The 22,001-nt window shown below is 63.3% G+C and carries 23 protein-coding genes; 15 read left to right on the top strand and 8 right to left on the bottom strand.

Going from position 1 to position 22,001, the window contains the following annotated elements:
* The 15 genes from rplR to D2V07_RS02805 all read left to right on the top strand — a co-directional run bounded on the left by rplR (position 1) and on the right by D2V07_RS02805 (position 12,861).
* Complete coding sequence (rplR, locus tag D2V07_RS02875; protein ID WP_119584477.1) at positions 1-345, top strand: 50S ribosomal protein L18; 345 nt, start codon at positions 1-3, stop codon at positions 343-345.
* On the top strand, positions 345-1,193 hold the full coding sequence (rpsE, locus tag D2V07_RS18785) for a 30S ribosomal protein S5 (protein WP_119584474.1): 849 nt from the start codon (positions 345-347) through the stop codon (positions 1,191-1,193). Before rplR ends, rpsE begins: the two co-directional genes overlap by 1 nt.
* A gap of 5 nt (positions 1,194-1,198) precedes the next feature.
* Complete coding sequence (gene rpmD, locus D2V07_RS02865; RefSeq protein ID WP_119584472.1) at positions 1,199-1,378, top strand: 50S ribosomal protein L30; 180 nt, start codon at positions 1,199-1,201, stop codon at positions 1,376-1,378.
* A 113-nt stretch (positions 1,379-1,491) separates the two neighbouring features.
* On the top strand, positions 1,492-2,019 hold the full coding sequence (gene rplO, locus D2V07_RS02860; RefSeq protein WP_119584470.1) for a 50S ribosomal protein L15: 528 nt from the start codon (positions 1,492-1,494) through the stop codon (positions 2,017-2,019).
* A gap of 105 nt (positions 2,020-2,124) precedes the next feature.
* Positions 2,125-3,489: a preprotein translocase subunit SecY gene (secY, locus tag D2V07_RS02855; protein WP_119584469.1), complete on the top strand. Its 1,365-nt coding sequence runs from the start codon at positions 2,125-2,127 to the stop codon at positions 3,487-3,489.
* 42 nt (positions 3,490-3,531) lie between these two features.
* Entirely contained in the window at positions 3,532-4,182 is a 651-nt protein-coding gene (locus D2V07_RS02850; protein ID WP_119584468.1) for an adenylate kinase, read from the top strand.
* Between the two features lie 37 nt (positions 4,183-4,219).
* A complete protein-coding gene (locus tag D2V07_RS02845) occupies positions 4,220-4,753 on the top strand; it encodes an SRPBCC domain-containing protein (protein ID WP_119584467.1) in 534 nt (177 codons plus the stop codon).
* A 304-nt stretch (positions 4,754-5,057) separates the two neighbouring features.
* Positions 5,058-5,426, top strand: a complete 369-nt coding sequence (rpsM, locus tag D2V07_RS02840) for a 30S ribosomal protein S13 (RefSeq protein WP_119584466.1) — start codon at positions 5,058-5,060, stop codon at positions 5,424-5,426.
* A 52-nt stretch (positions 5,427-5,478) separates the two neighbouring features.
* A complete protein-coding gene (gene rpsK, locus D2V07_RS02835) occupies positions 5,479-5,868 on the top strand; it encodes a 30S ribosomal protein S11 (RefSeq protein WP_047003266.1) in 390 nt (129 codons plus the stop codon).
* A 109-nt stretch (positions 5,869-5,977) separates the two neighbouring features.
* Entirely contained in the window at positions 5,978-7,033 is a 1,056-nt protein-coding gene (locus D2V07_RS02830) for a DNA-directed RNA polymerase subunit alpha (protein ID WP_119584465.1), read from the top strand.
* 92 nt (positions 7,034-7,125) lie between these two features.
* Complete coding sequence (rplQ, locus tag D2V07_RS02825) at positions 7,126-7,545, top strand: 50S ribosomal protein L17 (RefSeq protein ID WP_119584464.1); 420 nt, start codon at positions 7,126-7,128, stop codon at positions 7,543-7,545.
* An 84-nt stretch (positions 7,546-7,629) separates the two neighbouring features.
* On the top strand, positions 7,630-8,994 hold the full coding sequence (locus D2V07_RS02820; protein WP_119584463.1) for a serine hydrolase domain-containing protein: 1,365 nt from the start codon (positions 7,630-7,632) through the stop codon (positions 8,992-8,994).
* 75 nt (positions 8,995-9,069) lie between these two features.
* Entirely contained in the window at positions 9,070-11,199 is a 2,130-nt protein-coding gene (locus D2V07_RS02815; protein ID WP_119584891.1) for a prolyl oligopeptidase family serine peptidase, read from the top strand.
* 131 nt (positions 11,200-11,330) lie between these two features.
* Positions 11,331-11,891: a hypothetical protein gene (locus D2V07_RS02810; protein ID WP_119584462.1), complete on the top strand. Its 561-nt coding sequence runs from the start codon at positions 11,331-11,333 to the stop codon at positions 11,889-11,891.
* A gap of 97 nt (positions 11,892-11,988) precedes the next feature.
* A complete protein-coding gene (locus D2V07_RS02805) occupies positions 11,989-12,861 on the top strand; it encodes a hypothetical protein (protein ID WP_119584461.1) in 873 nt (290 codons plus the stop codon).
* Here D2V07_RS02805 and D2V07_RS02800 read toward each other — a convergent pair.
* From D2V07_RS02800 to sucD, 8 genes are read right to left on the bottom strand one after another with little or no spacing between them, the layout of a single operon-like run.
* Positions 12,858-13,484, bottom strand: a complete 627-nt coding sequence (locus tag D2V07_RS02800; RefSeq protein WP_119584460.1) for a trimeric intracellular cation channel family protein — start codon at positions 13,482-13,484, stop codon at positions 12,858-12,860. The two genes, D2V07_RS02805 and D2V07_RS02800, sit on opposite strands and share 4 nt — an antisense overlap.
* Positions 13,481-14,164, bottom strand: coding sequence for a PepSY domain-containing protein (locus D2V07_RS02795; protein WP_233548215.1), 684 nt, complete (start codon positions 14,162-14,164; stop codon positions 13,481-13,483). The genes D2V07_RS02800 and D2V07_RS02795 overlap by 4 nt, the downstream gene beginning before the upstream one ends.
* A gap of 50 nt (positions 14,165-14,214) precedes the next feature.
* Positions 14,215-14,646 carry a VOC family protein gene (locus D2V07_RS02790; protein WP_119584458.1) on the bottom strand — a complete coding sequence of 144 codons (432 nt, stop codon included), beginning with the start codon at positions 14,644-14,646 and terminating at the stop codon, positions 14,215-14,217.
* Entirely contained in the window at positions 14,643-15,461 is an 819-nt protein-coding gene (locus D2V07_RS02785; RefSeq protein WP_119584457.1) for a hypothetical protein, read from the bottom strand. The genes D2V07_RS02790 and D2V07_RS02785 overlap by 4 nt, the downstream gene beginning before the upstream one ends.
* A gap of 1 nt (position 15,462) precedes the next feature.
* Positions 15,463-16,875, bottom strand: coding sequence for a dihydrolipoyl dehydrogenase (gene lpdA, locus D2V07_RS02780; RefSeq protein ID WP_119584456.1), 1,413 nt, complete (start codon positions 16,873-16,875; stop codon positions 15,463-15,465).
* Between the two features lie 10 nt (positions 16,876-16,885).
* A complete protein-coding gene (gene odhB, locus D2V07_RS02775) occupies positions 16,886-18,160 on the bottom strand; it encodes a 2-oxoglutarate dehydrogenase complex dihydrolipoyllysine-residue succinyltransferase (RefSeq protein WP_119584455.1) in 1,275 nt (424 codons plus the stop codon).
* A 27-nt stretch (positions 18,161-18,187) separates the two neighbouring features.
* Positions 18,188-21,025: a 2-oxoglutarate dehydrogenase E1 component gene (locus D2V07_RS02770; protein ID WP_119584889.1), complete on the bottom strand. Its 2,838-nt coding sequence runs from the start codon at positions 21,023-21,025 to the stop codon at positions 18,188-18,190.
* Between the two features lie 48 nt (positions 21,026-21,073).
* A complete protein-coding gene (sucD, locus tag D2V07_RS02765; RefSeq protein WP_119584454.1) occupies positions 21,074-21,964 on the bottom strand; it encodes a succinate--CoA ligase subunit alpha in 891 nt (296 codons plus the stop codon).
* Between the last annotated feature and the right edge of the window lie 37 nt (positions 21,965-22,001).

Raw genomic sequence — 22,001 nt, 5'->3', positions numbered from 1 at the left:
ATGGCAAAGCTTTCCCTCTTTGAACGTCGCCGCCGCCGCGTGCGCACCGCGCTTCGCAAGCGTTCGGGCGACAAGCCCCGTCTGTCGGTGCACCGCACCGGCCAGCACATCTACGCGCAGATCATCGACGACAAGGACGGCCGTACCGTCGCCGCCGCCAGCACGCTGGGTGGCAAGGGTTCGGGCGCCAACGTCGATGCTGCCAAGAAGGTCGGCAGCGAAATCGCCGAAGCCGCGAAGAAGGCTGGCGTGACGACCGTCGTGTTCGACCGCGGTGGTTTCCTGTTCCATGGCCGCGTCAAGGCGCTGGCCGATGCCGCTCGCGAAGGTGGGCTGGAGTTCTGATGATGGCTGACGAAAACAAGAACGAAGACACCGGCGCTGAAACCAGCACCGCGGAAACGCCCGAAGCGGCAGCGGCCAAGGCCGAGTCGCAGGTGAACGAGAACATCGACGGCTCGACTCCGACCCCGTCGCTGGCAACCACCGAAGCGGCCGATAACCAGTCTGCGGCGGGTGGCGACGAAGGTCGTCCGCGTCAGCGTGGCGGCCGTGGTGGCAACCGTGACGACAATCGTGGCGGTGGCCGTGATGGTGGCCGTGGCCGTGGTCGCGGTCGTGACGACCGCCGTGGCAACCGTGGTGACGACGATGGCGAGGAGCTGATCGAAAAGCTCGTCCACATCAACCGCGTCGCCAAGGTGGTGAAGGGCGGCAAGCGCTTCGGTTTCGCCGCGCTGGTCGTGGTGGGTGACGGCAAGGGCCGCGTTGGCTTCGGCCACGGCAAGGCCCGCGAAGTGCCGGAAGCCATCAACAAGGCTACCGCTGCTGCCAAGAAGAAGATGATCCGCGTCCCGCTGAAGGAAGGTCGTACCCTCCATCACGACGGCAAGGGCCACTTCGGCGCTGGCAAGGTGAACGTGCGTTCGGCGCCTGCCGGTACCGGCATCATCGCCGGTGGCCCGATGCGCGCCGTGTTCGAAAGCCTTGGTGTTGCCGACGTGGTGACCAAGTCGATCGGCACGTCCAACCCCTACAACATGATCCGCGCCACCTTCGACGCGCTGGTGAACCAGTCTTCGCCGAAGTCGGTTGCACAGCGTCGTGGCAAGAAGGTTGCCGACCTGCTGGGTCGTGGTGGTCAGGTGAGCGAAGCCGAGGCCCAGGCCGAAGCTGAAGCGATCACGGAGTAAGATAGATGGCTACCATCAAGATCAAGCAGATCGGTTCGCCGATCCGTCGTCCCGAAAGCCAGCGCAAGATCCTGATCGGCCTCGGGCTGAACAAGATGCACAAGGTTGTCGAACTGAAGGACACCCCAGAAGTGCGCGGCGCCATCGCCAAGGTGCCGCACATGGTGGAGATCGTGGAAGGCTGAAGCCTTTCTCGACCGACAAACAATTTGACGGTGGTGGCCCGCTCAAGTAGCGGGCCGCTTCCATTTCGAGAATACCACTTTTAGCGCGAACAAAGCGAAAGCGAGTGCAGATTATGAAACTGAACGAAATCCGTGACAACGAAGGCGCCCGTAAAGAGCGCATGCGCGTGGGCCGTGGCATCGGCTCGGGCAAGGGCAAGACCGCCGGCCGTGGCCAGAAGGGCCAGAAGAGCCGTTCGGGCGTTGCCGTAAAGGGCTTCGAAGGTGGCCAGATGCCGCTTCACATGCGCTTGCCGAAGCGCGGCTTCAACAACCCGTTCGGCAAGGACTATGCCGAAGTGAACATCGGCCAGATCCAGAAGCTGGTCGACAACGGCAAGCTCGACGCCAAGTCCACGATCGATCACGCCGCCCTGAAGGCTGCTGGCGTGGCCCGTGGTGGCAAGGACGGCGTGCGTCTGCTGGCTAAGGGTGAACTGACGGCTAAGCTGACTTTCAACGTTGCTGGCGCCTCGAAGGGTGCCGTTGCTGCGGTGGAAAAGGCTGGCGGCAAGGTCGACGTGATCGACCCCGGCAAGCCCGAGCACGAAAAGAAGGCTGCTCGCCGCGACGCCAACAAGGCCGCCAAGGAAGCCAAGTAACCAGAAAATGGGACGCGCGGGTTCGACATCGGGCCCGCGCATCCCTATCTAGCCTTCCTGAGCCGGGAGGGTCCGGCGCCAAATACCAGGATTTAGACATTTCTCATGGCATCTCGCGCCGATAATCTCGCAAGCTCGCTGAGTTTCTCCAACTTCAGCAAGGCCACCGAACTCAAGCAGCGCATCTGGTTCACGATCGGTGCGCTCATCGTCTTCCGTTTCCTCAGCTTCGTTCCGCTGCCTGGCGTGAATCCGCTGATCCTGGAAACGCTGTACGACCAGACGCGTGGCGGCATCCTCGACATGTTCAACATGTTCTCCGGCGGTTCGCTGGAGCGTATGAGCCTGATCGCACTGGGCGTCATGCCCTACATTACCGCTTCCATCGTCATCCAGCTGGCAGCGTCGCTGCACCCGTCGCTGATGGCGCTGAAGAAGGAAGGCGAGGCCGGGCGCAAGAAGCTGAACCAGTATACGCGCTATGGGACGGTTTTCCTCTGCGCCATCCAGGGCTGGTTCCTGGCCAGCGGACTGGAAGCCTATGCTGCGTCGAGCGGGCTGCAGGCCGTGGTCGATCCCGGTTACATGTTCCGCATCGTTTCGGTCATCAACCTTGTCGGCGGCACCATGTTCCTGCTGTGGCTGGGTGAACAGATCACCGCACGCGGCATCGGTAATGGCGTGTCGCTCATCATCATGGCGGGCATCGTTGCCCAGTTCCCGACGTTCACGGCCAACCTGTTCGAAGGCGGTCGCACCGGCTCGATCAGCGGCGTCCTGATCGGCGGCCTGATCGTCATGGTCGTGATCCTGATCCTGGTGATCTGCTTTTTCGAGCGTGCCCAGCGGCGCTTGCTCATCCAGTATCCCAAGCGCGCCACGCAGCGCGGGGGGATGCAGGCGGATCGTTCGCACCTGCCTCTCAAGCTCAACACCGCCGGCGTGATCCCGCCGATCTTCGCCAGTTCGTTGCTGCTGCTGCCGCTGACCATCACGCAGTTCGCAGGCAATTCTGTGGATACCTCCAGCACCTGGGGCAGCGTGATCGTGACGCTCAACCAGTACCTTGCGCACGGGCAGCCGCTCTACATGCTGCTCTATGCCATCGGCATCCTGTTCTTCTGCTTCTTCTACACCGCGGTTGTATTCAATCCGGAAGACACGGCCGAGAACCTGAAGAAGAACGGTGGCTTCATTCCCGGTATCCGTCCGGGTAAGCGCACCGCCGATTATCTCGATTACGTGCTGACCCGCATCACCGTGGTCGGTGCAATCTACCTGACCGCCGTCTGCATCATCCCGGAATGGGGTATCGCGCAGACCGGCCTGCCGCTGTTCCTTGGCGGCACCAGCCTGCTGATCGTCGTCAACGTCACCGTCGATACCATCAGCCAGATCCAGTCGCACCTGCTGGCACACCAGTATGGCGACCTCATCAAGAAGGCGAAGTTGAAGGGCCGGATGCGCTAGGCTAGCGTCGAACGCTCTTTGACTCGGGGGAATCGCGTTTACATGAACATCATCCTTCTCGGCCCTCCGGGCGCAGGCAAGGGCACCCAGGCCAACCTGCTGGTAGCCCATCACGGCATGAAGCAGCTTTCCACGGGCGACATGCTGCGCGCTGCCGTGAAGGCGCAGACCCCGATCGGCATCAAGGCCAAGTCCGTGATGGATCGCGGTGAACTGGTTTCGGACGACATCGTCTCGGCTCTGATCGATGCAGAGCTGGAAGCCATGGGCGAAGATGTAGGCGCCATTTTCGACGGCTATCCGCGAACCGAGGCACAGGCTGTTGCGCTGGATGATATCCTTGCGAAGCACAATCGCAGTCTCGACCATGTGGTGGAACTGATCGTCGACGAAGAAGCCCTGGTGGACCGGGTGACCGGACGCTTTACCTGCGCCAGCTGCGGGGAGGGCTATCACGACCGCCACAAGTTGCCCGAGACGCAGGGCGTGTGTGACAAGTGCGGCTCCACCGATTTCAAGCGCCGGCCCGACGACACCGAAGAGACGGTGCGCACCCGCATGCAGGAATACCGCGCCAAGACCGCGCCGATCCTCCCCTTCTACGAGGAGCGGGGCATCGTGCAGCGGGTGGACGGCATGGCTTCCATCGATGAGGTGACCACCGCGATCGAGAAGGTCTTGGCCTCCTCCTGACCGGGGCGCTATACCTCTGTCAATCGAGGGAGGGCACATGCGAATTTTACTGACAGCAACCTTGGCTGTCCTGGCCGCGTCTTCCGCCAGGGCCGAAGTGGTCGACTCGTCGAGCGGCGGGTTCGCCACGCACGATAGCGCCGTCGTCGCTGCAGACCGCCGGGCGGTGTGGGATGCCCTGATCCATCCGGAAGGCTGGTGGACGCACACATGGTCCGACAGTTCGGCTAATCTCAGTCTCGATGCCCGCGCAGGCGGATGCTTCTGCGAAACACTTCCGAATACGGCGGGGTGGGGTGAGGGCTCGGTTGAGCATATGCGGATCATCACCGTCATGCCAGGCAGCGTGCTGCGGATGGCAGGCGCGCTCGGACCGCTGCAGTCGGAGGGGCTCGCCGGTACGCTTACGGTCACGCTCGAGGACGTGGACACCGGGACGCGCATCAGCTGGGACTATGTCGCGGGCGGGCAGGCGCGGTTCCCGGCGGACCGGATCGCTCCCGTGGTCGACCGTGTGCAGAGCGAATTTCTTGCCGCGCTGGTCGCCCATGTGGGTGGACCTGTGGAATAGCCGGGTCGGGCTGCGTCCAAGGGGTTTTGACTAGGGCTGCGGTACAGGCTATATGGATGACATCGAAACCGGGGGGTTTCAGCTGCGCAGCGGAATATTCCGTATGCGCCCTTTCGCCTGTTGACGAACAGGCAGAATCACCCTATCTGCGCCCTCTATTCGTCCATTGGTATCGATAGTGACTAACAGGCGGCAGCCATTGGCAAGCCTCCCGTTTTTGCTTTCGGACCGGGCGGATGGATTATTGTAGCGATGAGATAGGGGCGTCCCAGTGATGAAACCCCTGTGGAGCATGGAGAATTAAGTGGCTCGTATTGCCGGGGTAAACATCCCCACCAACAAGCGCGTTATCGTAGCGCTCACCTACATTCACGGTATCGGTCCCACCACTGCGAAGAAGATCGCCGACAAGCTCGGCATCGACCAGTCGCGCCGCGTGCAGGACCTGACGGACGCCGAAGTCCTGCAGATCCGTGAAACCATCGACGCCGAATATACCGTCGAAGGCGACCTTCGTCGCAACACCGCGATGAACATCAAGCGCCTGATGGATCTGGCCTGCTATCGTGGCCTGCGTCACCGCAAGGGCTTGCCCGTTCGCGGTCAGCGCACTCACACCAACGCCCGCACCCGCAAGGGCAAGGCCAAGCCGATCGCCGGCAAGAAGAAGTAAGCCGGGAACTATCCCGCGCTTTTCCCTTCTTAGGTATAAAGGAATCTGACAGATGGCACGCGAACCAGGCCGTATTCGGCGCCGTGACAAGAAGAACATTTCCAGCGGTGTTGCCCACGTCAACGCCAGCTTCAACAACACCATGATCACCATCACCGATGCGCAGGGCAATGCGATCAGCTGGTCCAGCGCCGGCATGATGGGCTTCAAGGGCAGCCGCAAGTCGACGCCTTATGCAGCGCAGGTTGCTGCAGACGATGCGGGCAAGAAGGCCGCCGAACACGGCGTGCGCACGCTCGAGGTCGAGATCAAGGGTCCGGGTTCGGGCCGCGAAAGCGCGCTGCGGGCGCTGCAGGCGGTGGGTTTCACCATCACCAGCATCCGCGACGTGACGCCGATCCCGCACAACGGTGTGCGGCCGTCCAAGCGTCGTCGCGTCTGATCGAAGCCTGCCGCGAGGGCATTCGTCCTCGCAAACAGTCACTCGCATCGGCCGCGGCGCTCCAGCGCTCCGCGGCCTTTGCGCCACGAAATACCTTTAGGGGAAGTCCATGTCCGTCAATACGAAGAACTGGCAGGAACTGAAGAAGCCCAACACTCTCGAAATCAAGGAAGGCACCGACAAGAAGCGCAAGGCTACTTTCGTCGCCGAACCGCTCGAGCGTGGCTATGGCCTGACGCTCGGCAACGCCCTGCGCCGCGTCCTGCTTGCCAGCCTTCAGGGTGCCGCCATCACCTCGATCAAGATCGAGAACGTGCTGCACGAATTCTCGTCGCTCGCCGGTGTGCGTGAAGACGTTACCGACATCGTCCTGAACGTGAAGCAGATCGCGCTGAAGATGGAAGGCGAGGGCCCCAAGCGCCTGCAGCTTTCCGCCACCGGCCCCGGCGAAGTGAAAGCCGGCGACATTGCCGTTTCCGGCGATATCGAGATCCTCAACAAGGATCTGGTGCTGTGCCATCTGGACGAGGGCGCCACGCTCAACATGGAGCTGACCGCCGACACCGGTAAAGGCTACTCGCCCGCCGTGCAGAACCGTCCAGCAGATGCGCCCATCGGCCTGATCCCGGTCGACAGCCTGTACTCGCCGATCAAGCAGGTGAGCTACAAGGTCGAGAACGCCCGCGTTGGCCAGGAACTGGACTTCGACAAGCTGTCGCTGACCATCGAGACCGACGGCACCGTCACCCCTGAAGATGCGATCGCCTATGCCGCGCGCATCCTGCAGGACCAGTTGACCCTGTTCGTCCACTTCGAAGATGGCATCCCGCAGCCGTCCAGCGCCATGATCGGCGTTGCTGCAGAGCCGCAGGAAAGCGACACCAACCAGCTCAACCGCTACCTTCTCAAGAAGGTGGACGAGCTGGAACTGTCGGTGCGTTCGGCCAACTGCCTGAAGAACGACAACATCATCTACATCGGCGACCTGGTCCAGAAGACCGAGGCCGAGATGCTCCGCACGCCGAACTTCGGTCGCAAGTCGCTCAACGAGATCAAGGAAGTCCTGAGCTCGATGGGTCTGCGCCTCGGCATGGACATCCCGGGCTGGCCGCCTGAGAACATCGAGGAAATGGCCAAGAAGCTGGAGCAGGAACTGCTCGGCTAATTGCCACCACAGGGGCTTGGGCCGGACCCCGTTTTCCGGCCTGCACTGGGCTTTCCGTCAAACGGGCCCTTTTCGAACTGGAGTAAGTAACAATGCGTCACGGTATTTCCGGCCGTAAGCTTAGCCGCAAGAGCCAGCACCGTACCGCCATGTTCCGCAACATGGCTGCCGCGCTGATCAAGCACGAGCAGATCCTCACCACCACGGCCAAGGCCAAGGAAATGCGCCCCTACGTCGAGAAACTGATCACGCTGGCAAAGCGTGGCGGCCTTTCGAACCGTCGCCTGGCGCACAGCCGCCTGATGGACGAAGCGCAGGAAAAGAAGCTGTTCGAAGTGCTGGCCGAGCGTTACGCCGACCGCAACGGCGGCTACACCCGCATCATCAAGGCCGGCTACCGCGCGTCTGACGCCGCTGCCATCGCCTACATCGAACTCGTGGACCGCGACGAAGATGCCAAGGGCCAGGACAGCGGCCCGGTGATGACCGAGGACGAATACGAAGACGCGTAAGCGCTCGTAACGAAACAAGCGAAGGGCCGTCGGAGCGATCCGGCGGCCCTTTTCTTTTGGCTGGTTCGTGGCACAAGGGTGGGCATGATCCGCACCATCTCAATCGCCGCCGCCGCGCTGGCTATCGCTGCCCCCGCTGTCGCACAGGGCATCTCGCAAGAAGACCTGAATGCACGGTACGACCGCGCGCTGGCAGCCGGCTACAAGGCCATGTTCCTGTGCAGCGCAACCGCCAATGCCGAGCGTAACGGAGCGTCGCGCAGTCTCGAAAGCGTGCGGCAATGGGAACTGAGCGGTATCCAGCAGCCGCTTGACGATTTGATCGGCGCGCTCGAGGGGCGGTTCTATCGCGATGAAGGCGGGGTACTCTACGCCGTGACCGTTGAATGGTCCGACACGATGCCGCCGCGCATAGCCCTGCATCAAGATGGCGAAGGGTGCTCGATCCAGCCAACGGGCTTCGAGCCATCATTCCTCGCGATGGATGAGGGGAGCGAAACGGCAACCCGGGAAATTCCCGCGGCGCAGCGCACCGTTCCAGCGGTCCATTCCCAATTTCCCGCCGCGTTCGACGGAGCCTACGGCGAGGATGCCCGCACGACCGCGGTAATCGTGGCGCATGATGGCGTAATCCGGGAAGCCTATGCCGACGGGTTCAACGGTCTTGTGCCGCAGCGTACATGGTCGGTCGCCAAGAGCATCGCCGCAACACTGGTAGGCGCGGCGGTGCAGAGAGGGGACGCGGCGGTCACGCAGAGTGCCGGACTGGGAGAGGGCGACACCGATCCCCGCCGCGCGATCACCATCGATCATGCCCTGCGCATGGCCTCGGGTCGCTATACCGACACACCCGGCAACCGCACCGATCCACTCTATTTCGGCGGCGCGACGGTGGACGAGGTGGCGGTCGACTGGCCCCTGGTGAATCCGCCAGGCTCTACTTTTCGCTATGCCAATAACGATACCCTTGCTGCAGTTCAGGCCATCGAGCACACCCTGACGGCCCATCCACCATCGGAATTGCTCGCACGGCTTGGCATGAACCACACCGTTGCCGAGACCGACTGGCAGGGCAACTACATCCTTTCCAGCCAGGTATGGTCCACCGCGCCCGACTTGCTGCGCCTGGGGCAGCTTTACCTTAACGACGGCGTGCTGCCGGACGGCACGCGCATACTGCCGGAAGGATGGGTCGAATATGTCTCCACACCCAGCGGCCCTCAGCCCGAGGGGCGCAACATGGGCTACGGAGCGGGCTGGTGGCTGTTCAACAATCACGAGGGCATTCCGGCGGACACGATCGCCGCGCAGGGCAACCGTGGCCAGTTCGTTGTTGTCGTGCCCAGCCGGAATGTCGTGATCGTGCGGCGCGGGGAAGACCCGGCGGGCGGAAGCGGCTTCGATATCCAGGCATTCACCGCCGATGTTCTCGCTGCCTTGCCGGAGTAGCCGACCAAGGGCGGGGCTTGCATCCGCGTGGGCGATGGTTACATCAATGACCATATCCCAACACGCGGAGATTTCATGCGTTTTCAGATTCTCGCGGCATCCTTGCTTGCCGCAACAGCCATTCCCGCTAGTGCGCAGGACATGACTGCACCAGACTATCCCGAAACTCGCCAGGGCGACGTTGTCGATACGGTGTTCGGCGAAGAAGTTGCCGATCCCTATCGTTGGCTGGAAGAGGATGTTCGCAACAGCGAGGAAGTGGCTGCCTGGGTCGAACGCCAGAACGCCGTGACCGACGCCTATCTCGAGGCGCTTCCCGCGCGCGACTGGTTCACGAACCGCATTGGCGAGCTTTACGATTTCGAGCGTTTCTCCGTGCCCGTCGAGCGCGGCGGACGCTATTTCTACACCGGCAATTCGGGCTTGCAGAACCAGTCGCCGCTATACGTGCGCGACAGTCTGGATGCAGAGCCGCGCCTGCTGATCGATCCAAACGAATGGGCCGACGATGGTGCCACCGCGCTGGCGGGCTGGGTGCCTTCGCCCGACGGCAGCAAGTTGCTCTATTCCGTACAGGACGGCGGCAGCGACTGGCGCATCCTGCGTGTGATGGACGTGGCCACGGGCGAACAGATCGGCGGCGAGATCCGCTGGGCCAAGTTCACCGGCCTTTCCTGGGTCGGAGATGACGGCTTCCTCTACTCGCGTTTCCCGGAGCCGGAGGAGGGCGAGGATTTCCAAGCTCTCAACATGAACCAGGCGGTCTATTACCATGCCCTGGGCACGGAGCAGGCCGCCGACAAGCTGGTGTTCGCCACGCCCGACCATCCCGAGCGCAACCACGTGGCGCAGACCACCAGTGACGATCGCTGGGCGCTCATCACGTCCTCCACCGGTACCGATTCCCGTTACGAAGTGAACCTGGTAGACCTGGATGCAGGATGGGACGCGCGCGTGCTCGTGCCCGGTTTCGAGGATAGCTGGAGCCTGATCGATTCAGTTGGCTCGCGCCTGTTCTTCACTACTAACAACCAGGCACCGCTTTACCGCGTGGTGTCCATCGACATGGACAACCCGCAGGCAGGCTGGACCGAAGTGATCGCAGAGCGTGAGCAGCCCATCGCTGGGGCCGCACTCGTCGGTGGACACCTCGTGCTGGAATACCTCGAGGACGCGTCTTCCGCCGCATATGTTTATTCGCTGGATGGCGAGATGGTGCGCGAGATGGAATTCGCCGGTCTCGGCAGCGCCGGCGGTTTTACCGGCGATCCAGACAGCCCGGAAATGTTTTACAGCTTTTCCAGCTTCAACCGTCCCGCCACGATTTATCGCTACGATGTCGCCACTGGTGACAGCGTGGTGTTCGCAGAGCCGGAATTGACCTTCGATCCCGAAGATTTCGTGGTCGAGCAGCGCTTCTACGAAAGCAAGGATGGCACCCGTGTGCCGATGTTCATCATGCGGCGCGCTGATATTGTTGCCAGCGGAGAGGCCGTGCCCACGCTTCTCTACGGTTATGGCGGCTTTGACGTGTCGCTTACCCCCGGCTTCTCCACAAGCCGAATGGCATGGGTGGAAGCGGGCGGTGCCTTCGCGCTCGCCAACATTCGCGGTGGCGGCGAATACGGCAAGGCCTGGCACGATGCCGGACGCCGTGCGAACAAGCAGAACGTGTTCGACGATTTCATCGCAGCAGGCGAGTTCCTGATTGCCGAAGGCGTGACGCCGGAGGACGGCCTTGCGATCCAGGGCGGATCCAACGGCGGCCTGCTGGTGGGCGCGGTGGCGAACCAGCGACCCGACCTTTTCGCGGCCGGCAACGCTGCCGTGGGCGTCATGGACATGCTTCGCTTCGACCAGTGGACCGCTGGCCGTTACTGGGTGGACGATTACGGCTATCCCGACCGGGAGGAAGACTGGCGCATCCTGCGGGCCTATTCCCCGCTGCACAACATCCAGCCCGATACGGACTATCCCGCGCTGCTGGTGACGACTGCCGACACCGACGACCGCGTGGTGCCGGGCCATTCTTTCAAATACACCGCTGCCCTGCAGGCAGAGGACCTGGGAGAACGCCCGCAGATCATCCGGATCGAGACACGCGCGGGTCACGGTTCGGGCAAGCCGACGGACAAGGCCATAGCCGAAGCCTCTGATATCGCGGCATTCCTTGCCTATTGGACGGGGTTGGAACCGGGCGAATAAGGACGTTCAGGTAAAGCGCTAGTTTCCTGAACATTTCCTAACGAGGGGGTTCAGCGTCACCTCAGCGCACTTCGGGTAGAACCTTTGTTGACGGTGGCAATCCGGTCATCGGCAAACGAAGGAGACCCCTTATGAAGTCCATTACCAAAGCTCTCGCCAAGGGCACGCTCGGAACTGTCGCGGCTGGCGCGATGGTGATGGGTATGGCCACACCTGCCGCCGCCCAGCATCACCGCGATCGCGACCGCGGCGGAATTTCCGCCGGTGAAGTGATCGCCGGTGCCGTGGTCCTTGGCGGCCTTGCTGCCATCCTGTCCTCCGGCAACAATGACCGTTACGACCGCTATGATCGCCGCGATTACCGCGGCAGCTATCGCGGCGGTTACGATAATGGCCGCTATGCCGTTGAGCAGTGCGTCCGCGAAGTCGAACGCTATGCGCAGCGCCGCACCGGCAGCCGCGCAGAGGTGTACGAAATCCGCGATGTCGACCGTGAACGTCGCGGCTTTGAAGTAGACGGTCGGATCGCCGTCCGCGACAATCGCCGCTATCGCAACGATCGCCGCGGCTGGGGCCGGGGTGACTACCGCCGTGGCTATCGCAACGATGGATGGGACGAAGGCCGCTTCAGCTGCGACATTCGCAATGGCCGCGTTGTCGATATCGACATTGATGGCATCCGCGGGCTCTGATTGAGCAACCCATGAAACAGGCAAGGGCGGTTCAGGCTGAAGCAAGTCTGGACCGCCTAGCCATATCCGCAATCCGAATTCCCAGGGGGAACCGCTCATGACATTCCGTCCTTCCCGTTTTGCAGGCGCAACGGCCCTTGCGGCTGCGCTCTCGATGGCCGCAACGCCTGCCGCCGCTGCCGAATTGCCCGTAGCGACAGCTTCGGTGACCAATACCGTGAAAGCCGGGGTTCTCCCGGTCGGCGCGGAGGACGCGACCCAGTGGCGCCGGTATCGCCCCTACCGCCACCGTCATCGTGATCGCGGCGTCGATGCGGGCGATGTGATCGCAGGCGTCGCTGTGGTCGGCGTCCTTGCGGCTATCCTCAGCTCCTCCAACCGCAACCGCGACCGGGATCGCTACGAGGAGCGGCGCCAGCGTGTGCGTTATGATGACCGGCGGGATCGCCAGTACGACAGCCGCGGGATCGAAAGCGCCGTCGACATGTGTGTCGAGCAGGTGGAATACCGCGACAACCGCGTGGAGAACGTCGACCGGGCAGATCGCAATGCAGCGGGCTGGACCGTGTCGGGATCGCTCGACGATGGCCAGCGCTGGACCTGCCTGATCGACAATTCGGGCGACGTGCGCAGTATCGATTACGGCGGCGGCGTCGCCTATTCCGCACAGTCTTCTGCCAGCTCTGTAACCGGTTCTGCGTCCGGCCAGTTGAGCGATGCAGCCTATTCCCGCGCCCGCGCCACCACGCGCACGGCGGCGGACGAGGCCTATTCCTACGACGAGGCACCGATGGTCACAGTGCCGGGTGCGGACGATCCGCGCCCGGCCTATCCCGGCGGTCCGCTGCCGGGCGAGGAAGGCTATGACGCCGACTGGCAGGACGATGATGCCGACGAAGCTGGCGAGTGGGAAGGCGACGGCCGCTACACCACCGCGCAGGCTCCCGATTTCGAGCAGGGTGCCCGCTAGCTGCTGGCTTCCTTCGAGTAGGCGGGCAGTTCGATCCGCCACACCATCGCCGCGCCGCGCAGCGTGAAACCTGCGAGCGCGGCGATTGCCATTGCCCACGCTTGCTGCATGCCGAGCAGTAGCATGACCCCGCACAACGAAGAGGCAAGGGCCGCGGCGGTCACATAGAGTTCCGGGCGCATCAGGATGGACGGCACGCCCGCGATCACGTCGCGCACGATCCCGCCCACACAGCCTGTCACCACGCCAAGAATGATTGCCGCCAGCGGTGCAACGTCGAATGCCAGCGCCTTGGCAACGCCCAGCGTGCTGAACAGGGCCAGGCCCATGGCATCGGCCCATTCGAGCCAGCTATCGCGCCCCTGCCACCACTTGCGCGGGATGAACCATGCTATCAGCGCGGTGATGAGGATGACCGGCGCAACATAGAAATCGCGCAACCAGAATGCTGGCACTCCCAGCAGGGCATCGCGCACGGAGCCTCCGCCCACACCGGTCAGCAGCGCGAAAAAGGCGCAGGTCACGAAGGTCTGGTTAAGCCGCGCGGCCAGCAGCGCCCCGGAAAGGGCGAAGACGGCGGTGCCGCCAAGGTCCAGGAACGGGGGCAGGACCGGCGCGATCATGCCCTTGCCCCTTTCGGCACCTGCACCCGTGCCTTGCGCCGACGGAACATCAGCACGCAGCCGAGCAGCGACCCTGCCACGCCCAGGGCGGCAAAAATAATGAGGACCGGATGACTGGTGTCCTCGCGCTCCTGCAAGTCCATGATGTGCAGGCCCCACATGAAATCGAAGACCCGCCACCACCCGCTGCGCACAGCCAGCACTTCGCCGGTCTGCGCGTGTATGTAGATGTGGGTGTCATCGGCAAAGCGTGCCTGCCAGGCATCCACGCCAGCGCGCAGATCCAGGGGATTGGCGTCGGCCGGGAAGAAGGTGACGGCTTCCAGCGCTGCATCGCCAGCATAGGCCGTCGCGGCTATCGACCTTGCATTGCCTTCTTCCACCGCGGCGTAGGGACTGCCGTCCGTTGCGGAATAGCGGACACGGTTGCCGTCTTCCTGCACCACGATCCAGCCCGGCCCGTCCGGCAGGCTTTGCAGGCTGAGGCTGCGAACCGGGCTTTCCAGCTGCGGCATCACCCACGCCTGCGTCTGCACAGGAGGCAGTTCGGCGCGCAGATGGTTGCCGCGCACGTACTCGATAGGGTGCCATACCATGATGAGCCCGGTCACCGTCCACATGAGCACCGGCACGCCCACCAGCCAGCCGAGCCAGACATGCCACCTGGCAAAGAGCCGCATGATTTTCCGTCGAGTCATTTTCGCCCGATAGGCGCTCGGGCCTCGCGCCGCTAGTGCGTGGCAAACAGTTTCGAACGATCGGCAAAGGCCTTCATCTCGATGGCATTGCCTGCCGGATCGCGGAAGAACATCGTCGCCTGCTCGCCCGGCTCTCCCTTGAAGCGTACGCGCGGGGCGATATCGAACTGCACGCCTTTTTCGATCAGCCGCTCGGCCAGCGCCTTCCATTCATCCATGTCCAGCACAATGCCGAAATGCGGTACGGGCACGTCGTCGCCGTCCACCGCGTTGGTGCCGTGTCCGGCTTTGGCCACGATACCGGGTGCCTGGTGCGCCACGATCTGGTGGCCGTAGAAGTCGAAATCGCACCAGTCTTGGCTGGACCGCCCTTCCTTGCAGCCCATCACCTCGCCCCAGAACTCGCGGGCGGCCTCCAGGTTGTCGACGGGGAAGGCGAGGTGGAAGGGGGAAAGCTGGGTCATCTCTTGGGTATCCTGTGCAGTCCTAGGGCAAGGCCGAAGCCGAGTATGGGCGACGCGCCATAGCCGATCAACGGGGTGGGGTAGTTGGACATCAGCGAAAGGACGGCGAAACCGAACAGCAGCCCCGCCAGCGCGAATCGCTTTGCCCGGTCGAACGGTATGGCGAACAGCAACAGCGCGAACGCCGCCGCCAGCGCCAGGCCAAGCGCGAGGGCGGCCGCAATATTGATGCTAGCAGCCTCCACCAGCACCCGCTCCACGAAGGGCTGCGGCGGCAGTTCGCCGCGCAGGGCCATGTTGATCGAGGCGAAGAAGCCCGCAATCGCGACAAGGCCCACCTTCCAGTCGCGCGTGACATGGTGCAGCCCCACGGCAGCGAATGTCAGTGCGAATCCGGTCGCCGCGTCCGGCTGTAACCAGACGCATACGATTGCAGCCAGCAGGATCGGAGCCGCCAATGTGCTGTGGCGGGCGGCCAGCACGCACAGGGCGGGAGCCACCAGCATGCCGGTGTGCAGGCTGAGCGGGCCGAGCGGGAACCAGCGCAGCACGCGGTCCCCGGTAACGGAGATCGCGGGTGGACTGATCGCCAGCGCAGCCAGCAGCGTGAACAGTAGGATGCCCGTCATCAGGTGACGGCTGAGCGAGGTGTGCGGCCCGCGACCGGCCAAGATCCACAGGCAAGCCAGTACCAGCGCACCAAGGTTGGTCAGTGCATAGTGCGCGGGAGCGCCAGCGAGCGCCATGTACAGCGCACCCGCCAGCACGGGGATCGCGAGCGCCAGCAGCGCCGGTACGCGATCCCGCAATGCCACCTCAGATATGGATCGGCTTGCCCTGGACGCCCATCGCGGCCTCTTTCATGGCCTCGGCATGGGTCGGGTGGGCGTGACAGGTGTAGGCAATGTCCTCGCTCGTCGCACCGAATTCCATCGCCAGAGCCGCCTCGGCAATCATCGTGCCGGCAACAGAGGCAATGGCCCAGACGCCAAGCACACGATCGCTTTCGGCCTCGGCAATGACCTTCACGAAGCCGTCCGGCTCGTGATTGGTCTTGGCACGGCTGTTGGCCATCATCGGGAACTTGGAGGTTTTGACAGCCTTCTCGTCGCCGCCCATCTTTTCGATGGCCTGCTCTTCGGTCAGGCCGACACCGGCGATTTCGGGCCAGGTGTAGACGACGCTGGGGATCACATCGTGGTTCACGATGCCGGTGTCTCCGGCGATCCATTCGGCGACGGCAATGCCCTCATCCTCGGCCTTATGGGCCAGCATCGGGCCGGGCACCACATCGCCAATCGCGCGCACGCCGTCGACGGCCGTGCGGAATTCGCCGTCCACCTCGATCTGGCCGCGCTTGTTGGTTTCGAGGCCGATGTTCTCGAGGCCCAGTCCATCGGTGTTGGGCTTGCGACCGATGGAAACGAGCACGCAGTCTGCTTCCATCGTTTCCTCGTCACCGCCATTGGCAGGTTCGAGGGTGAGCGTCGCTTTCTTGCCCTTCACCGAAACGCCGGTGACCTTGGTGGAAAGCTTGAACTCGATGCCCTGCTTCTTGAAAATCTTGCGCGATTCCTTGCGAACGTCGCTATCCATGCCGGGCAGGATTTCATCCAGGAATTCGACGCAGGTGACCTTGGCACCAAGGCGACGCCAGACGCTGCCCAGTTCCAGCCCGATCACGCCGCCGCCGATCACCACCATGTGCTCCGGCACCTTGGGCAGTTCAAGCGCGCCGGTCGAATCGACGACCACGTGCTTGGCATTGTCGACTTCCACGCCGGGCAGGGGGGTGACGCTGGAGCCGGTGGCGATCACCACTTCCTTTGCCGTAACCTTTTCGCCGCCCACCTCTACGGTGTGCGCGTCCACGAACTTGGCGTGGCCCTTTTTCCAGTCGACCTTGTTCTTCTTGAACAGGAACTCGATGCCCTTGGTCAGCCCGTCAACCGCGTCGAGACGCTGGCCGTGCAGCTTTTCCATGTTGAGTTTGGGGCTAACCTCGATACCCATGCTTTCCATCGTTCCATTGGCCGCCGCATCGAAGAATTCCGATGCGTGCAGCATGGCCTTGGAGGGAATGCAGCCGACGTTGAGGCAGGTCCCGCCCAGCGTCTCGCGGCTCTCCGCACAAGCGGTCTTCAACCCCAGCTGCGCCGCGCGGATCGCCGCGACATAGCCGCCGGGGCCGGCACCGATAACAAGGACGTCGTAGTCGTATTCAGCCATTCGTAATTCCTCAGAGGTCGATCAGCATCCGCATGGGATCTTCGATCGCTTCCTTCATGATCTTGAGCGCGGTCACGGCCTCGCGGCCGTCGATGATGCGGTGGTCGTATGACAGGGCGAGGTACATCATCGGGCGGATCACCACTTCGCCGTTTACGGCAACGGGGCGGTCCTCGATGCGGTGCAGGCCCAGCACGGCAGACTGTGGCGGGTTGATGATCGGCGTCGACATCAGCGAACCGAACACGCCGCCATTCGAGATGGTGAACGTGCCGCCGCGCATGTCTTCCATGGTCAGCTCGCCTTCCTTGGCGCGCTTGCCGAAGTCGGCGATGGCAAGCTCGATCTCGGCAAAGCTCATCTGGTCGATGGAGCGGACCACAGGCACGACCAGCCCGTTCGGCGCGGAGACCGCTACCGACAGGTCGACGTAGTCGTGGTAGACGATCTCGTCGCCATCGATCTGGGCGTTGACGGCGGGCACGTCCTTCAGTGCCAGTGCCGCAGCCTTGGCGAAGAAGGACATGAAGCCCAGCTTGATGCCGTGCTTCTTGGCGAAGGTATCCTTGTAGGCCTCGCGCGCTTCGATCACGGCGGTCATGTCGCAATCGTTGAAGGTGGTCAGCAGCGCCGCTTCTTCCTGCGCGCCCTTCAGCCGCTTGGCGATGGTCTGGCGCATGCGCGTCATCTTGACGCGTTCCTCGCGGCGCTCGCCCTTGGCAGAAGAAGCCGGGGCAGGCGAGGGGGAAGGGGTCGGGGCAGGCGCGCTATCGCCCGAGCCTTTGGACCCTGATTGCTTCGACTGGGCAGCGGCCAGCACGTCTTCCTTCGTCAGACGGCCATCCTTGCCGGTGCCCTTGATGGTTGTGGGATCAACCCCGTGTTCCAGCACCGCACGGCGCACGGCGGGGGACATCGTGGGCGCATCGCCGCCCTTCCCGGCATCCTTGCCGCCATCGTCGGGCAGCTTTTCCATTTCCTTGGCGCTTTCCTTCGCCGCGGCGTCGCTTTTGGCAGCGGCGGGCTTGGACGAAGACTTTCCTTCCGCGCCTTCCTCGATACGTGCGATCACGGCGCCCACTTCGACGGTTTCGCCCAGCTCGACAGTGAATTCCGCCAGCACGCCATCGACGGGCGAGGGGACTTCAACGGCCACCTTGTCGGTTTCGAGGCTTGCGATCGGCTCGTCGGCCGCCACGGCATCGCCGGGCTTCTTCAGCCACTCGCCAACGGTGGCTTCGGTGACCGATTCACCAAGCGTGGGGACTTTTACTTCGGTTGCCATGCGGTCGTTTCCTTGGCTCTCTAGCTCTTAGTTCGTGTTGCGCGTCTTGCGCGAAGCGGCAGTCTTGCCCCGTTCCGAAAGACCGAGTGCGACCGAGACCAGCGCTTCCTGCTGGGCCTGGTGGCGCTTGGCATAGCCGGTGGCGGGCGATGCCGCTTCCTCGCGCCCGGCATACCGGGGGCGCATGCCATCGTGGCCGGCGGCGGTCAGCGCATCCTCGATGCGGTTCTGCACGAAGAACCACGCGCCGTTGTTGTGCGGCTCTTCCTGGCACCAGACGACTTCCTCCAGGTTGGTCATGCGCTTCATGCGCACGGCCAAGGGTTCGCCGGGGAACGGATAGAGCTGCTCGATGCGCACGATGGAGACGTCGTCCACGCCTTCCTCGTCGCGCTTTTCCATCAGGTCATAGGCGACCTTGCCCGAGCACAGCACCAGGCGACGTACCTTGCTATCCTCGATCTCCGTCTCGTCGGAGAGGATGCGGCGGAAATGGCTGTCGGTCTGGAACAGGCTTGCCTCGCTCTTCGCCTTGGGGTGGCGCAGCAGGCTCTTGGGGCTCATGATGATGAGCGGCTTGCGGAACGGACGCAGCATCTGGCGGCGCAGCACATGGAAATAGTTCGCCGGGCTGGTGATGTTGCACACCTGGATGTTGTCGTTCGCGCACAGTTGCAGGAAGCGTTCAAGGCGGGCCGAGGAGTGCTCCGGTCCCTGTCCTTCGTATCCGTGGGGCAGCAGCATTACGAGGCCGTTGGCACGCTGCCATTTCACCTCGCCCGCGGCGATGAACTGGTCGATCATCACCTGCGCGCCGTTGGCGAAATCGCCGAACTGCGCTTCCCACAGAACCAGCGTCTTGGGATCGGCCAGGGCAAAGCCGTATTCAAAGCCCAGCACACCGAATTCGCTGAGCGTGGAATCGTATACCTCGAACTTGCCGTGGGGCAGGGCGGCGAGGGGCACGTATTTCTCTTCGCTGTTCTGATCGACCCAGATCGCGTGCCGCTGGCTGAAGGTGCCGCGACCCGAATCCTGTCCCGACAGACGCACGCCGAAGCCTTCGGTTACCAGACTGCCGAAAGCCAGCGCCTCTGCCGTGGCCCAGTCGAAGCCTTCACCGGTTTTGAACATCTCGCGCTTGGCATCCAGCACGCGGCCCAGCGTCTTGTGAATGTCGAGATCGTCGGGGACGGTCGTCAGGGTGCGGCCCAGGCTGTCGAACAGCTTCTTCTCGATGCCCGTTTCGGCATTGCGGCGCGCGGATTCCGGATCGGCAGGCTTGTGCAGGCCGCTCCAGCGTCCGGCGAACCAGTCGATCTCATTCGGCTTGTAGGTTTTGGCCGCCTCGAACTGTTCGTCGAGGTGGGCGATGAACTGCGAGCGGATTTCGGGAGCGGTGCCTTCTTCCAGCACGCCTTCGCTTTTCAGCCGCTCGGAATAGATTTCCGAAACGCGCGGATGGCTCTTGATCTCGTCGTACATCAGCGGCTGGGTGAACTTGGGCTCGTCGCCCTCGTTGTGGCCGAAGCGGCGATAGCACCACATGTCGATCACGATGTCGCGCTTGAACGTCTGGCGATACTCGATGGCCAGCTTGCAGGCGAAAGTCACCGCCTCCGGGTCATCGCCGTTGACGTGCAGGATCGGGGCCTGCACGCCCTTCGCCACGTCGGACGGATAGGGGCTGGACCGCGCGAACTTGGGGCTGGTGGTGAAGCCGATCTGGTTGTTGATGACGAAGTGGATGCAGCCGCCGGTGTTGTAACCGCGCACGCCGGAAAGGCCGAAGCATTCCCACACTACGCCCTGACCGGCAAAGGCTGCGTCACCGTGGATCAGCACGGGCAACACCTGCTCGTGATTGTCCAGATCGTCGCGGAAGGCCTGCTGGGCGCGGGTCTTACCCAGCACGACGGGGTCAACCGCTTCCAGGTGCGAGGGATTGGGCACCAGGCTCATGTGCACCTTGATGCCGTCGAACTCGCGGTCCGTGCTGGTGCCGAGGTGGTACTTCACATCGCCCGAACCGCCGACATCGTCGGGGTTGGAACTGCCGCCGGAGAATTCGTGGAAGATCACCTTGTAAGGCTTTGCCATCACGTTCGCGAGCACGTTCAGCCGGCCGCGGTGAGCCATGCCGTAGATGATCTCGCGCACACCCAGCGCGCCGCCGTACTTGATGACCGCTTCCAGCGCCGGGATCATCGATTCCCCGCCGTCGAGGCCGAAACGCTTGGTACCGACGTATTTCTTGGCGAGGTACTTCTCGTACTCCTCGCCCCGGATCACCGCCTGCAAGATCGCCTTCTTGCCTTCCGGCGTGAACTGGATGGTTTCCTCGGGGCTTTCGAACCTGTCCTGCAGGAACCGCCGTTCCTCGGTATCGGCGATATGCATGTATTCCAGGCCCACGTGCCCGCAATAGGTGATGCGCAGCGCGTCATAGAGGTCGCCGACCTTGACCCAGTCGAAGCCGAAGGCACCGCCGACGTAGACTTCCTTGTCTTCCTGCCCGGCAAAGCCGTGCCATGCGAGCGACAGCTCTTCCGGCTCGGCCGTGTGCGACAGGCCCAGCGGGTCGAGCTTTGCCGCCAGGTGGCCGCGCACGCGGTAGAGGCGGATCAGCAGCATGGCCTGAATGGAATCGCGCGCCGCCGCCTCGATCGAAGCGGCATCGGTCGGCTTGCCCGCCTTGGCAGCGGACTGCTTGACCACTGCGACCATGTCGGTCGGGTCCATGGCCTGCGACCAGCCGCCCGCATCGTCGGTCAGCGGCCAGCGCGGGTTGCCCCACGACGGGCCCGGCTGCGCGCCTTCCTGTGGCGGCAACTCGGGGAGGAAATTGTCAGGCTCTTTACCCATCATGGGCCTCGCATTTCTTGAACCGCTATGCCCTGAACGGGCAGGTGGTTACGCCAGTTCCTTCAGCAGGGCATCCAGCGTGGTGCCAAGCTCGCTGGGGCTGGGGGAGACGCGGATGCCCGCATCTTCCATTGCCGCGATCTTGCTTTCCGCATCGCCCTTGCCGCCCGACACGATGGCACCGGCATGGCCCATGCGCCGTCCCGGAGGGGCGGTGCGACCGGCGATGAAGCCGACCATCGGCTTGCGGCGGCCCTTGGCAGCTTCCTGCTTGATGAACTCGGCAGCCTCTTCTTCCGCGCTGCCGCCGATTTCGCCGATCATGATGATCGACTTGGTGGCATCGTCGTCGAGGAACATGTCGAGCACGTCGATGAAGTTGGTGCCGTTGACCGGGTCGCCGCCGATGCCGACAGCGGTGGTCTGGCCAAGGCCAACCGCCGTGGTCTGGTGCACGGCTTCGTAGGTGAGCGTGCCGGAGCGGGAGACCACGCCGACGCTGCCCTTCTGGAAGATCTTGCCTGGCATGATGCCGATCTTGCACTCTTCCGGAGTCAGCACGCCGGGGCAGTTCGGGCCGATCAGGCGCGACTTGGAGCCAGTCAGCGCGCGCTTCACAGTCACCATGTCCATCACGGGAACACCCTCGGTGATGGTGATGATCAGCTCGATCTCGGCCTCGATGGCTTCCAGGATCGCGTCGGCCGCGAAGGGCGGCGGGACGTAGATGCACGAAGCGGTCGCGCCGGTGGCTTCCTTGGCCTCGCGCACGGTATCGAACTGCGGCAGGCCGAGGTGCTCGGAGCCGCCCTTGCCGGGGGTGACGCCCGCAACCATCTTGGTGCCGTAATCCAGCGCCTGCTGCGTGTGGAAAGTGCCGGTGTTGCCGGTCATCCCCTGCGTGATGACCTTGGTATTCTTGTCTACGAGGATGGACATAATCTTCCTTCGGCTAAATTAAGAGTGCAGCGGCAAT

This window comes from Aurantiacibacter zhengii, from assembly GCF_003584125.1.
GTDB classification, from domain to species: Bacteria; Pseudomonadota; Alphaproteobacteria; order Sphingomonadales; family Sphingomonadaceae; genus Alteraurantiacibacter; species Alteraurantiacibacter zhengii.
This window is presented reverse-complemented; position numbering and strand designations above follow the sequence as displayed.